General features: G+C 53.3%; 14 protein-coding genes. 1 reads left to right on the plus strand and 13 read right to left on the minus strand.

Going from position 1 to position 13,520, the window contains the following annotated elements; translation table 11 throughout:
- Positions 1 to 147: 147 nt before the first annotated feature.
- Entirely contained in the window at positions 148 to 549 is a 402-nt protein-coding gene (locus H6507_06680) for a hypothetical protein (protein ID MCB9368770.1), read from the plus strand.
- Between the two features lie 72 nt (positions 550 to 621).
- Here H6507_06680 and H6507_06685 read toward each other — a convergent pair whose 3' ends face one another.
- From H6507_06685 to H6507_06745, 13 genes are all read right to left on the minus strand, one after another.
- Complete coding sequence (locus H6507_06685; GenBank protein ID MCB9368771.1) at positions 622 to 1,221, minus strand: phosphatase PAP2 family protein; 600 nt, start codon at positions 1,219 to 1,221, stop codon at positions 622 to 624.
- 39 nt (positions 1,222 to 1,260) lie between these two features.
- Entirely contained in the window at positions 1,261 to 3,210 is a 1,950-nt protein-coding gene (locus H6507_06690) for a response regulator (GenBank protein ID MCB9368772.1), read from the minus strand.
- A 50-nt stretch (positions 3,211 to 3,260) separates the two neighbouring features.
- Positions 3,261 to 3,626: a response regulator gene (locus H6507_06695; GenBank protein ID MCB9368773.1), complete on the minus strand. Its 366-nt coding sequence runs from the start codon at positions 3,624 to 3,626 to the stop codon at positions 3,261 to 3,263.
- 24 nt (positions 3,627 to 3,650) lie between these two features.
- Positions 3,651 to 5,195 carry a PAS domain S-box protein gene (locus H6507_06700; protein ID MCB9368774.1) on the minus strand — a complete coding sequence of 515 codons (1,545 nt, stop codon included), beginning with the start codon at positions 5,193 to 5,195 and terminating at the stop codon, positions 3,651 to 3,653.
- On the minus strand, positions 5,195 to 6,040 hold the full coding sequence (locus H6507_06705) for a response regulator (protein MCB9368775.1): 846 nt from the start codon (positions 6,038 to 6,040) through the stop codon (positions 5,195 to 5,197). Before H6507_06705 ends, H6507_06700 begins: the two co-directional genes overlap by 1 nt.
- Positions 6,041 to 6,225: 185 nt before the next feature.
- On the minus strand, positions 6,226 to 6,531 hold the full coding sequence (locus tag H6507_06710; GenBank protein ID MCB9368776.1) for a hypothetical protein: 306 nt from the start codon (positions 6,529 to 6,531) through the stop codon (positions 6,226 to 6,228).
- 62 nt (positions 6,532 to 6,593) lie between these two features.
- Entirely contained in the window at positions 6,594 to 7,013 is a 420-nt protein-coding gene (fliS, locus tag H6507_06715; protein MCB9368777.1) for a flagellar export chaperone FliS, read from the minus strand.
- A gap of 1 nt (position 7,014) precedes the next feature.
- Complete coding sequence (gene fliD / locus H6507_06720) at positions 7,015 to 8,925, minus strand: flagellar filament capping protein FliD (protein MCB9368778.1); 1,911 nt, start codon at positions 8,923 to 8,925, stop codon at positions 7,015 to 7,017.
- A gap of 117 nt (positions 8,926 to 9,042) precedes the next feature.
- Entirely contained in the window at positions 9,043 to 9,942 is a 900-nt protein-coding gene (locus H6507_06725; protein ID MCB9368779.1) for a flagellin, read from the minus strand.
- Between the two features lie 140 nt (positions 9,943 to 10,082).
- Positions 10,083 to 11,834 carry an asparagine synthase (glutamine-hydrolyzing) gene (asnB, locus tag H6507_06730; protein ID MCB9368780.1) on the minus strand — a complete coding sequence of 584 codons (1,752 nt, stop codon included), beginning with the start codon at positions 11,832 to 11,834 and terminating at the stop codon, positions 10,083 to 10,085.
- 6 nt (positions 11,835 to 11,840) lie between these two features.
- Complete coding sequence (locus tag H6507_06735; GenBank protein MCB9368781.1) at positions 11,841 to 12,206, minus strand: hypothetical protein; 366 nt, start codon at positions 12,204 to 12,206, stop codon at positions 11,841 to 11,843.
- 7 nt (positions 12,207 to 12,213) lie between these two features.
- On the minus strand, positions 12,214 to 13,113 hold the full coding sequence (locus H6507_06740; GenBank protein ID MCB9368782.1) for a flagellin: 900 nt from the start codon (positions 13,111 to 13,113) through the stop codon (positions 12,214 to 12,216).
- A gap of 28 nt (positions 13,114 to 13,141) precedes the next feature.
- A complete protein-coding gene (locus tag H6507_06745; protein ID MCB9368783.1) occupies positions 13,142 to 13,516 on the minus strand; it encodes a MerR family transcriptional regulator in 375 nt (124 codons plus the stop codon).
- Positions 13,517 to 13,520 lie beyond the last annotated feature (4 nt).

The following is a 13,520-nucleotide window of genomic DNA, read 5'->3' on the forward strand; positions in this document are numbered from 1 at the left end:
CGAAGCATATTTCTAAGTATATATAATAAAAGATTTAGAAATTGACGTGGCCGTATTGCGACTCATTGAGGAGGGACACCAATCTTGACTCTTAGACATTGGATTGGTATTATTTAGCGATTGCAAGAACCTATTGGGATGACAAATTTGAAGCGTGTACTGGTATCTTTGATTTTGGCGGGCGTATTGGCCTCGGTTGCTTGGGCTGGTGTTGAAGTCTTGAGCCTGAGTGTCTATCCGTTGGGTGATCATGCCCGAGTCGAATGGCGAACGGGTCAAGAGATTGACTTTCAGAAGTTCGTAGTTGAGCGGTCGCCGGACGGCACGAATTTCTTCCCGGTTGGACAGATTAGCGCGCGCGGTTCATTTTCCGAATACAGCTTCACGGACGAGAGTCCTTTGGACGATGAACGCGGCCGGTCATTCTTTTATCGTTTGAAGACTTTGAACAACGACGGGACGTTTGGCTATACTGAGATTATCGAAGTATCCCTAAACTTCTCAGCGGTTCAGCAAACGTGGGGATCGATTAAGGCGATGTTCCGCTAAGCAAACAATTTTGAAATTTAAAGCCCTGCTTCTTCGAAGCAGGGCTTTTTTGTGCTCACTCAATTTGAACGGCTATTCGTCCGGCAGCACCCAGACTCTGAGCGGCCATGCGACCAATAGCGCAACGAGAATTCCGATCAAATAACCCGCGGCGACGTCGGACGGGTAGTGATATCCGAGATAGACTCGGCTGTAACCGACCGCAAGTGCGCCGGCAATCAGGACAGGGCTAATCTGCGGATAGAAGTAACTCCAGTAGATTGCTTGCCCGGCCATGTTGGCCGCATGGCTGGACGGGAAGCTGTAGGACGACTTGTAGGTCGTCATCGCGAACTTGTCCGTGTATATCCACAAATCCCTGTCTTCATCGTAGTAGTGCGTTTGGGCAATGACGTTGCAGGGACGAATCCGCTTCACCGTGGGTTTAATCACGGCCGACGAGAGTTGATCGGTCGCGGCAACGACCACAAAACAGCAGAGCGCGACAATTCGGCCGCGCCTCGACGTGCGAAAGAAGAAGACGATCCAGATTAACCCTAACGGAACAAGCCAGAGGGTTCGATCGGAGAGCATCGGCATAATCGCGTCAAAGAAAGAACTGGTAAACATCTGGTTCACCATTCCAAAGACTCCGCGATCCCAATGTTCAAACCAACTTAATTCAGCGCCCATTCTACCTCCCAGTAAAACGACTCAGATAATCATCCAAAATCAACGCCGTTCTTGAGACAATTCAGCTTCCAGATCAACCGGCAGAACCACACGAAACAGACTGCCGCGTCCGGGTGTAGATTCGACTTCAATGTCGCCGCCGTGGGAGCGGACGATATTCAAGCATATTGACAATCCTAAGCCCGTTCCCCGCGACGAATCTTTGGTCGTGAAGAAGGGTTCGAAGATGTGGCTAACGACTTCCGCAGGCATTCCCGCGCCGTGGTCTACGACTTCGACTCCGATCCAGTTTTCATTATCGGATTCCGCAGACCTGACTTCAATGACTCTCCGTTCCGGCGGCAAATCGTCCTCTCCGGCGTCGAGTACGGCATCGCGAGCATTGACCAAGAGGTTGATGAGCACCTGCTCAACCTGATTGCGATCTCCTCGAAAGGACTGAAGTCCTTCGTTGAGATTGACATTGATTTCAAGGTCTTCCTGTCGAATCTGTTCTCCCACCAACGAAATCGCACCTTCCACGACTTCGTGAATCTCCAGCCGTTTGAAGGTGTTCGTATCAACGTGGGTAAAACCGCGCAAATGGTTGATGGTCTCTGCCATTCGTTCGACGGTAGCACGAATTTTTTCGAGATTGCTCTCCAGCAGTTCGTCAGAGAGCTTCCCGTTTTTGCGCAAGAGCTTAATCAAGTCCGACGTGATAGCAATCACGTTGAGCGGCTGCTTCATCTCATGGGCAATGGAACCGACCATTTCTCCGAGAGAGGCCAACCTTGCGGTATGAATAAGCTGAGCGTTCTTGGTTTTCAATTCGCGCGACCTTTGACGAACGATGTCTTCCAAATATGCGTTGTAGTGCTGCAGCGTGGACTCAAGCTGTTTTTGTTCCGTGACGTCCATACCGATAATCAGTCTTCCGAACCGTCCCGCCGATTCACGGAAGCGGCGCGCGCTCCACGTCAGCAAGCGCGAAGTTCCGTCCGGACCGGGAAAGGGCGCGATGCGGGCAGTGACTTCATGCTCGGAATAGGGGTCAAAAATTTCGAGCAACGGTGACCTCGTGTCCCCGATGAACTCACGTAAACTTGTCGACGCTTCATCGAGAGTCAGCCCGGTCAGATCGGCCGCGAATTTATTCCACCGTTCCAGTCTGCCGTCGGGATTTACGTAGGCAATCAAGACATCAGCGGTATCCAGCAAGCGGTCACTGAATTCAATTTCTTCACCGAGGAATCTTGTGCGCTCTTGGACGCGGGCTTCGATGTCTTGCGTCACGGCCAACAGGTCCCGCTGTACTTGCCGCAGGCTGGTGATGTCGGTGACGATCAGGACAACCTGATCTGAAGCCGGATCAAGCGGCAGCCGCTGAACTTGCAGCGAAAGCTCGGGCCGCGGGATCGTAACCGGCCACGCGACATCGTTCTTGAAAAGCTCCACGATCTCACGCCACTGCGTGGATTCCCAGACTTTTTTGCCCGTCATTTCCTCGGGAGTGCTTCCCATCATCGCCGCGACGTTCGGGGACAGCGAAAGGACAGTGCCGTCATTTGAACAAAGGATAGCACTGCTTCTGAGTCTGCCGAGGGTTTCTTTCCCGATGGCGGCAAGGCTGTCGAGGCGAGAGCGGTAAAAAGAGCGTTCGACGACTCTCATAAGCGTCGCAGCGCTAACAGGTTTAGGCAGGAAATCCGCCGCGCCATGCTTAAGGGCGCGCAAGGCGAGGTTCCTCTGCGCGTAAGCCGTAACTAAAATGACGTGAACTCCGGGATCAGCCAATCTGACTTTGGCCAAGAGTTCAATACCGTCCATTCCGGGCAATCTGACGTCCGTCAGCAGGACTCTAACACCGCGATGGGCATTCAGAAGTTTAAGTGCATTCTGACCATTGTCGGTTTGATGCACCGTAAAGCCGTGCTCGGAGAGCACGGCTGCCAGGGCCTCACGGGCGGCGGCGTCATCATCGACAATAAGGATTTCGCGGTCAGTCATAACACTATCGAAGATAGCTTAGCTGACCGAGAAAATCAAGTTCCGACCTACTAAAGGTACTTCTTGACCAATCCGTCAATGGACTCAAGCGAGAACGGTTTTTCGAGGAAGCCGTCGGCGCGAGCCGTTTTGTCCGCGAAGAAGCGGCGGAAATGGGCGAAGCCGGTGATGAAGATAACGGGCAAGTCGGGATTAATTCTCTTGACCGCACGCAGGAGCTGGAATCCGTTCATCAGAGGCATATGGATGTCCGTGATAATCATGTCGGGAGCATCCGCAATAACTTGTTCCAAGGCCTTCTGTCCGTTTGGAGCGCCGAGTCCTTCGTATCCCGAGAACTTCAAGAAGTTGATCAGGAGATCACGAATGACTTCGTCATCATCAACGACAAGAACTTTCTTTTTCAGAGTTTCCATTTGTGCCCCTTGGCAATAATATGTTTAATTGTTCGCTTCGTCGGAAAGTTGGGATTTGGACAAGTCGAGCATCGTAACGCCTTCGATCGAATAGTTTTTTACGATCGGGTCGGAGATGAGCTTCAACTTGTTCATAATGCCTTTTATCTTGTGAACCTGCTGCTGAATGACTTCCAGCGCATTTTTGTCCTGCGGATCGGAACCGGCTAACTTCAATTCAAGGAACTGGGCATAGCCGAGAATAATACCGAGCGGCGTGTTGATATGGTCGTTGGCCGTCACGGCAGTCTGAGTAATGGCGCGCAGTCTTGCGGACTTGATGCGTTCGTTTTCGAGCGCCTTGACGGTAGTAACGTCGCGTTCGATTACCGAGAATCCGAGTGTTTTGCCATCCGGGTCATTGAGCAGCGTATAAGTGGCGGACACGGGAAAGACTTCACCGGATTTTCTTCTGCGCATGACTTCAGGATCCGTCATCGATCCGCGCTGCCGCAGGAGTCTTAGGACACTCGAAGACTTGCGCGCAAAATCCGGCGGATCCAGATGTTCGTCGACGTTTTTGCCGACAATTTCAGCCGCGGTATAGCCGTAGACCCGTTCTGCGCCCTTGTTCCAGAGCTTGACGTTGCCTTTCAAATCGCACGTAAAAATCGCTTCGTGCGAGTTGTCGATCACAAGCTCGAGGTAGTCGGAAATCGCTTTGAGTTTGACAAGCTGCGAATCGAATTCGCGATGCATGTCCCGGAAGTTGTACTTGAGCCGGGCTTCGCGGCAGGCTTCGACAAACCTTGACGAATCGGCAGGAAGAACAACGTAGTCATCAACGTCTTCTTCGAGCAAGTGCAAGAGCAGTTCGGGTTCCACCCTTTTGAGCAGCGCGATGACCGCCGGAGTCTCGGTACACGGTCCAAGTTCTCGGAGGCCAAGATTACCAATTTTGTCCGTGGCAGGCTCAATGAACGTGACATTCGGAACGGCAATCTCGCAGGCCACGCGCATTTCATCGGCCGTTCGAAACCGCTGCACCTTCCAATCGTCCAATTCGAGCGCGGTTACGATTGTGTGCGCGAGCGAGTCGTTTTCGCTCAGGACATGCACACTGCCCTTATGAGCGAGGAGTTGGCGGTCTTGGGCCGACGGCAACAAGCGGCGCAGGGCAAGCTCGACGGTTCTGCCGACAATCGACTCGTCACCGGGGAGCTTAAGGAATGCGAAGGCTTGCGCCTTGCGGGCGACGTGTTCGGCCAGCACGTCGCGGTACGAATTTGAAATCAGAACAACCGGAACTTGGTCCGATCCCGACGTCAAGGGCAGTTTGAGCAACTTGCACAATCTAAAACCGTCGAGGTCAGTCAGATCCACATCCGCGAGCACGACGTCGGGAAGTCTGGTCTGGACTATCGAAATCGCCTTATGTGCGGACTCGGCGTGGGTTGTTTCCACGCCGTCAACCGCGGAAATCGCCTGCGCGAGCTGCGCACGCAATTCTGTGCATTCGGCCACAACCAAAACGTGGGCGAGACCGCCAGCGCGGTGCGAGTTAGGAATTCGTCTCGGCTGAATGAACATCAGTGCTTTCCTTCATCCGATTTCGCCCGGCTATCATGCCAAATCAAAGTAACCGAATTGGGATTCTTGTCAAATTTGATCTCATCGGCAAGCGCACTTGCGAGCTGGAGTCCAGACAGTTTGCCTTTGGGGACCGCATACGCCTGTTGTCGAATGACCGTACGACCGTCGAAGCTGTCTCCCGAATCCCAGATCGTCATTTCGACGTCGTTATTATCGACGTTGAGTTTGACACCGTACTTTCGGTTTGGATCTTGATGAACTCCGTGTTCGAACGCATTGTCAAGTAATTCGGACGCAAGGAGCGGAAGTTTGCGGTACGCGACGTCGCTGCTGATACCGGCTCCGGCGGCCACGGCGATCAATCTTGCAAGGTCTGCGGGAGTGGGTCTGTGATCGCCCATAAATTCTTGTTCAATTTGGGATTCCACAACCCCCGCTCCCGCTTCTTCACGCAACGACTGCGACAAGCGCAGAGCGAGATCGATGAGTTCCGTGAGTTCAGTCAACGAATAGGGCTTGCAGAGCACATTCCACGCGCCGGATTTCAGCGAGCGTTGTAAGAGCGCGGGGTCACCCATTCCGGTTGTAATGCAGATGATGGCATCAGGCGCGATGTCATGCAGCGGCCCGATGAGGTCGATGCCCGTTCGACCCGGCATCATCATATCAACGAGGATCATGTCCGGATTGGCTTTGCGACAAGCTGTTTCCGCGTTTTCCGACCGTGACTCGACGGAGACCTTGCATCCGACGGCATCCAACGCCGAAGCGAGGACGCTTGAGATATCCGGGTCATCATCAATAATCAGGACGTGCGGTGCCGGTAGAGGATTAATCAGCAAGTTGTGAAGCTACGACGTTTCGTGAAAAACCGACCTTATCGGATTGAAATAGGGCAACATTCATACCATGAAAAAGGCCTCCGAAAACGTGTTCCGGAGGCTCAAATTCAAACATGAAGTGTTCGCAGAAGGCCAAAAACAAGAAATTAGGCAGTCAGAGGACTGCTATTGGGCCTTTGCGGACTTTAGCCGTGAAAGCCCGTGATGGCCGAAGCGGTGTCTTCTGCCGCCTTGGGGGTCAAGTAGTACCCGGACGAGATTTTCGCACGAATATCGGCAGCGCGCTCAGGAGAAAGCGCCTCTTCAGCAGGGGCAATCAGCTCGTCTTGGACGAGCGATCTTGTAACTGACTGTTTTGACGAAAGTTGAAATTCGTCGCCAGCAGCATTGACTTTGCTTTCAGGCAGTTTGGGGGCTTTATCTTTCGCGACCTCATTGGGATCTTGAGGCAGTTGCGGCAAACCGTATGGTCTTTGGCCTTCTATGCGCATGGCAATTTTATCCCTTTTGGATGTTATATCACTTCGTTCAGCAAGTGCTGTGCCACTCGGACTTAAAGGGCGGCACCAGCCATGGTCGCGGTGGGCAGGGCACCTTCGGTCTTGAGCTTGTCGAACAGCTCGGCCCAGCCAGAGCGAATTTGCGACAGGGCATCAGCGACCTGAAGCAGTTGCGAAATGTCACGGCGAGTATTGCCGATCATGAGTTTTGTGGACAGAAAGCTATAGGTCTGGTCGAGTTGCCTGACAATTTCTGTCGCTTCCGCGACATTCAGCGTCTTGCGCAATTCGCCGATGCACTCGATTGCGGATTCAATTGCAGCACCTTTTTCGGACCAGCGGTTGTTATGCATATGGTCTGCTGCTTCGCGGGTGTAGCGAATGGCACCGTCGCAAAGCATAAGAACCAATTGCGGCGTACTGCAAGCCGCATCCATCGTGCGGTAAGTCGAAAAGTTCGGAGCGACTTTCATATTATCCTAACACTCCTGCAAGGTAATTGCTTTGATTTCTCATTTTGCTAAGCGTCGTCTCAAGCGTCGAATATTGGCGACGAAGCTGTTCTTCAATCAACGTCAAGCGTGCTTCCCATGACGCGATTTGGCGGTCGAGATTTTCGTTTTGCGTTTCGAGACTCTGTTGAGCGAAGTGAATTTCGCCATTTTCGTCGTCCAGGATTCTGGAAGTGGATTGTGCAACCATTTCGGAAACACCCTTGCCGAGTCTGAAGGTCGTATTCACTTGACCGGCTGATCCGCTACCGGGAGGCGTGAAACTCAGCACGATTCCTTCGGTGGCCGTTCCGTCGACACCGCGAATTAAGTAGCCATCGATGGTCGCGGCGACACCGTTAATGGTGGCGGACAAGGGGGCACCGTTGGCGTCGTAATCGACGATCAGATCGTAGGTTCCGCCTTGGCTCTCTTCCGTCGTCGTGACGAGACCGATTTTGTTGTCACCGCTTTCAAAAGACTGTGTGAAGAGGGAGACGACTTCTTCGAAACGATCATCCAGCGCATCGGACAGTTTGGTTTCGTTGATCGTCAGCACTCCTCGCGAGCCGGACAAGATTCCCAAGTCCGCGAGACTGGACAAGACATTTCCGTCGGGGAGTTGGCCGACCCGCTGCTGTACGACCGACGACAGGTCGTTGCGAATCGAAGACAAGAAGCCGTCGCCGATAAGCGGCGCCGCGGATTCACTGTCTTCATCATAGGCCGTGAACGTGGAGATGTCTTGCATCACCGAATTGTAGGTTTCGACGAAGACACGAACCTTGTCTTTCATGGCTTCTTTATCGTCAGCAATCGAAACCGTAACATCTTCACCGGGAGACGCGGACAAGAGATTGAGAGTCACACCGTCGATGAAATTTTCAACGATATTGGTCGACTGAGACACATAAATACCGTCGACTCTGAAATTGGCATCCTGTGCGGCGGTGAGTGTCGGGACAAACACGTCGGTCGAGAAGTAGTCCCCCGCAACAAGGTCACCGACGTCAAAGGTCATCGTCACGCCGTCGGCGACGGCGATAGGATTTCCCGCGTCACCGGACGCAATCGTGAAACTTCCGGTATTGCCGGCACTGTCGGTCCACTCGATGTCCACATTGTCCGTGCCGACGGTTCCGCCGGAAACCACAGTGAAGATATAGCTTTTGTTGACATCGCCGGTGTAGGTACCGCCGGACGTGATGGCCGATGTGCCGCTCCAACCAGCACCGGTTTCTGCCAAGTCGACGGCGCTGGTGCTGAAGTTCAGGTCAGTGGGATTTGCATCGAAGCTGATCTGATTGTCGAGGCCGGGGTTATTCGCCGTCAGAACAAGTCTGTAGCGACCCGAGTCCGAGCCGTCATCGAGAATCGAGGCGGTAACGAGATCTTCGTTGTCGCTCGAATTGTTGATCAGATTTTTAAGCTGTTCGAGCGTGGTCGCGGAAGAAAAGTCGGCGTCGGCGATAGTGATGGTTTCATCCCCCACCTGAATGATGAGGTCACCACCGCTATCACCGACGCCGGTAGAATTTTTCTCGTCGAATCCTTGGGCCGCAATGCTATGAGCTTTGGCCAATGCAAGTACTTCCACGGAATGCGAGCCGCGAGCAGCGCTTGACGAAGCTTGTACCGTTACGACGGAAGAATCGGAGGAGGATGCCGATTTGACCACAAATTCGGATCTTCTGTCAAGATTCTGCGCGGCGCCTTGCAGCCCGGCAATCTTGCTTTGGATCTGAGCCCATAGACTGAGCTTAGTTTCATTTTCGCTCTTGCGGTCTTCGTAGAGGGTAACTCGCCGCCTCTCGATTTGCATGAGCTGTTGGATAGTCGAATCCCAGTCAATACCTGAGACTAATCCAGAAACCGTAGTTGATCCTTGAGACATTTTTCCTCCCTATCGATCGGGACGTTGGGGTACTTCACCGGAAGGACCCCTTGTCCGGCCGTTCGCGCGGGTAAGGCGCGAACGGCCTGAACGAAATTGGGGAGAATTCCTTCCGATTTATCCGACGAGCTGCGCGACGATGTTCGGCAAGCCGTTCGCGGTCGACAGCATCGAGACACCCGTTTGCATCAGGATTTGAGCGCGGGTGAAGTTCGACATTTCTTCCGCGAAGTCCGCGTCGCGAATTTGCGATTCGGAGGCCGTGGCGTTTTCGCGCTGAATCTTAAGATTCAGAATCGTATTCTGCAGACGTTCGACCATCGAACCGATGAAGGTACGTTCGGTATCCTTCGAGTTGATGGCTGCAATCAGCGTATCAATCGCGGCCTGCGACGAAGCCGTGTCCGCGACGTTCAAACCGTCGATACCCAGATCGGAAGCGGTCATACCACCAAGATTGAGGTAGTAATAATCGCGGCCGAGTTGGTTCGACTCGCCGATGTGGAACTTGATCGCATCGCCATCGGCAGCCGTGGTCACGGCATTGTAACCGAGAGCTTGCGTCGTGTCCGTGCTTTCCGTACTTGCCGCATGCGAACCGTCCAACAGGTAGTAACCATTGTAGTTGGCGGTTTGTGCGATGCGGTTGACTTCCGACTTAAGCTGCTGGAATTCGACGTTCGCGACCTGACGGTCAAGAGTCGTGAGAATACCATTGGATGCCTGCACGGCGATAGCGCGCATACGCACCAGCTTTTCGTCGATTACGGCCAAGGCGCCTTCAGCCGTCTGGAGCATGTTGACATTATAAGAAGCGTTCTTTTCCGCTTCGACCATACCCGTGATCGAAGAGCGAAGACGCTCGCTAATGCCCAACCCGGTGGGATCATCCCACGCGTAGTTGATGCGCAGACCGCTGGACAACCGTTGTACCGCACTGTCCAGGTCGTTCTGTGATGTCCACACTGCGCGTTGAGCAGTCAGGGACAACATGTTGTGATTGATACGTGTACTCATGCCTTCCTCCTCCGAGGGAGCTTTGCTGGAAAAGTTACCGTTAAGCTCAAATGAATTTGTCGCACCCTTTTGGCGCGGTTCATCTGAATTATCGGCGACCCTTCCGCGAACTTAAATTCCCCACGGGGAAGGACTTAGGGTCAGTTAATTTCACTGACCCCGCAGAGTTCACTCCACAAACTTAAAGAACAAATCAGCCAAGTTCTGTGAAACACTTGGGTTTCGCGATCTTCAGTTAAAATCTGCTCGAGCTTTTCTGAATCGAACAGTTTAGCAATCAGCGATTGCTTTTTGGCGCGGTTTAATTCGAATTGACCCGCCTTGGATTCAAAAAGTTTGTTAAGAGAGGCGTTAAAGGCTCGCTTTGGCCTCCGCAAAACCTCTTCAGGCAACAGACCCACCCCGCTCTTTCGCAGGACGGGTTTCTCGAGACCGAAAGCCGGAAGCAGTTCGGCCGGAGACAATGACAAAGCCAGTTTGACGACGTCGTTGTCGGTGAACGGGACACGTCCTTCAATTGAGCCGGACATAGACGCACCGTCCAAACGCAGCAAAAGATGCGGGAAGTGATCCCTAATCAGCAGCGCGCGTGCGGCATGCTCAGCGTCAACGCCGACAAGGAGGTTTGAAAGTTCGGCAAAATCGGCTCGTTTTACTTCTTCGAGTGCGCTTGGATCGCGCAAACTTTGCCGGAGATCGAGTTCGTTGAACCAAGATGTCGCTTCTCTGTAGGAAGCGAGCAGATCGTGCATTGTGCCGTTTGAATTTCGCAACCTCGATTGCAGGCGATGATAGCCTCCGAACAATTCGTCGGCACCTTCGCCGGACAACACAGCTTTGACCTTCGCCTTGGCCTCGAGCGACAACCTATAGATAAGGACTTCGTTTGGCAGCGAAACCGGCAAAGCGCGGAGTTTTGTGAGCTCTTTTGTCCTCTCGAAGAACTCTTCGGGCGAAATCACCGTCTCAACGTGCTCGGACTTGACGTGTTTCGCAACCTTTCGAGCATACTCCAGATCTTCGGTATCGCCTTCGAGAGCGATAGCAAAGGTATGAATCGTTTCGCGTCGCATATTGGCGAACAGCGCGGCGAGAATTGAGCTGTCTACACCTCCGGAAAGAAAGACTCCGACCGGAGTGTCGGCCTGACTTTGACGGTAAACGGCCTCGGAGAGCAAATGGGTCAAGCGCGAGGATTTGTCACCGCCGCTGTTTTCCGTAATGCCAAAAGTAAGGGGCTCAGCCCACATTATTTGATTAGCGGATTCAACGGATAACGTAGTCAGCGATCCCGGCGGTGCGAGCTTGACGTCCTGCCAAACGGTACGGTCATTCAGTGTGATCTGCGACGTTTTCAGAAAATGCAAGACAGTCGGCAAAGAAGCAGCGCGGCAATAGCCGATTTCTCTCAAAGCAGACGGCTGACTCGCGGCAGCGACGTTGCTCTCGGAGCGCGCGAAGAAGATTGGCTTTACGCCAAACCTATCCCGCACGAGCTGCAAACGGCTACCGTCTTCGGACAACAACATGATTGCGAACATCGCATCAAGTTTGTTCCAGACTTTATCACCCCACGATTCGATCGCACGGCTCAGGATTTCGGTATCGCTTGCCGTTGTCGGCGCCCATCCGCTCAACTTCAGAATATTGCGGAGCAGATTTTCGTTGTACAGTTCGCCGACATACGACATGGTGCGGCCGTCCGACAATTGAATCGGCTGGCCACCGGCAGCTTCATCGCGAAGAGCAAGTCTACAATGTCCGATAGCTCCATGCGAGGCAACCGCAACACCGGAACCGTCGGGTCCGCGCGACTCCAGCAGGTGGAGCGCATTGCGCAGGACGTGTTCTGTGTCCGTGGACGTATTCAGTAGGGCGACAGATCCACACATAGTCGCTTAGCCTGTGCGCGAAACGTAACTTTTAGCAGTTTTGCCGTTGCGATAACCGGCCGCAGCGCCTTTTCTGCGATTCACTCCTGCGAGCCTGCGGTCAAGCACGTTCAGCTCGTTTTCAAGCTGACGCATGACATACTTGTCGGCGGCTTGAATCGCCAGAAGAGTTCGACGCTGTGCTTCGTTTAGGGGCTTCAGGCAGTTGACTTCTTGCAGCGTGTTTTCGCGCCGAGTTAGAAGTTCGTCGAGTCTGCCGACTTCTCTCTTTTGAGCGGCATCCCACAGAGCATCGGAGATCTGCCTGAGTTTTTCAAGCAGATCGTCCGATTTTCGTGAAGTTTTGGCAGTATGCTGTTCAGTCACTCTCATCCTTTAGTTAGCCGACCAATTGGGCGACAATATTCGGGACTTGATTCGCGGTACCCAGCATGGAGACGCCGGTCTGCATCAGGATTTGCGCGCGGGTGAAGTTCGACATTTCTTCGGCGAAGTCCGCGTCACGGATTTGCGATTCGGAGGCGGTCGCATTTTCCTTAGAGATTTTCAGATTCAGAATCGTATTCTGAAGTCTAGTGACCATTGACCCGAGGAACGTACGCGTCGTGTCCTTGGAGTTGATGGCTTCAATCAAGGATACGATAGCGCTCTGGGCACTGGCGGTGTTGGAGACATCCAGCCCGTCGACTCCGAGGTCAGACGCCGTCATACCAGCGATATTGATATAGTAGTAGTCCTGTCCGACGACGTTATTTTCGCCGATGTGGAACTTAATTGAAGTCGCTTCGGCGGCGGTAGAGACCGCGTTGTATCCGAGTGCCGTCGTAGGATCCGTGCTTTGCGTCGACGCCGACCGCGAACCGTCCAGCAGATAGTATCCGTTGTAGTTAGCGGTGCGTGCGATGCGGTCCATTTCGCTTTTGAGCTGTTGGAACTCGACGTTGGCGACTTGGCGATCGAAGGTCGTAAGAACACCGTTTGCAGCCTGAATGGCAATGGCGCGCATACGGATCAGCTTTTCATCTATTACAGCCAGCGCGCCTTCGGCGGTCTGCATCATATTGATGTTGTAGTTCGCGTTCTTTTCGGCTTCGACCATTCCGGAAATCGAAGAGCGCAGGCGCTCGCTGATTCCCAAACCGGTGGGATCATCCCACGCGTAATTTATTCGAAGTCCACTCGACAATCGCTGAACGGCCGAATCGAGGTCGTTCTGGGCCGTCCATACGGCGCGCTGGGCGCCAAGCGACAGCAAGTTGTGATTGATTCTCGTACTCATGTTACTCCCGTGATTTAGGTTTCACCCGCTAATCGCGGGACAATTTCTTCAACAGATAGTCCGACATTGCGCGGGCGAGTTCCGCCATCGGATCGTTGCTCTGCGGACGTTCGACGTCAACTTTACGCAGTAATTCAAGTTTGCGCTTGGCTCCATCGAGCGTGTAGCCTTGGACCTTCACCAGATAGTTGATCTTTTCCAGATCAGCGATGCTCTTCTCGTCATAGCGGCGCTGGTTTCCGGTGGTGCGCAAGGGCTCAAGATAGCTTTCAAACTCCTTTTCCCAGTAGCGGATGGTCGGCTTCGGAATTCCGGTGATAGCGTGGACCTGTCCGATGGAATAGAGCTTGGGGCCTTTGGGCGACCTTGCGCGGGGGACAGTCAAAAGTTCTTCGTGTTTCATGACA

It is taken from the genome of Calditrichota bacterium (assembly GCA_020637445.1).
In the GTDB taxonomy this organism is placed as follows: domain Bacteria; phylum Electryoneota; class RPQS01; order RPQS01; family RPQS01; genus JABWCQ01.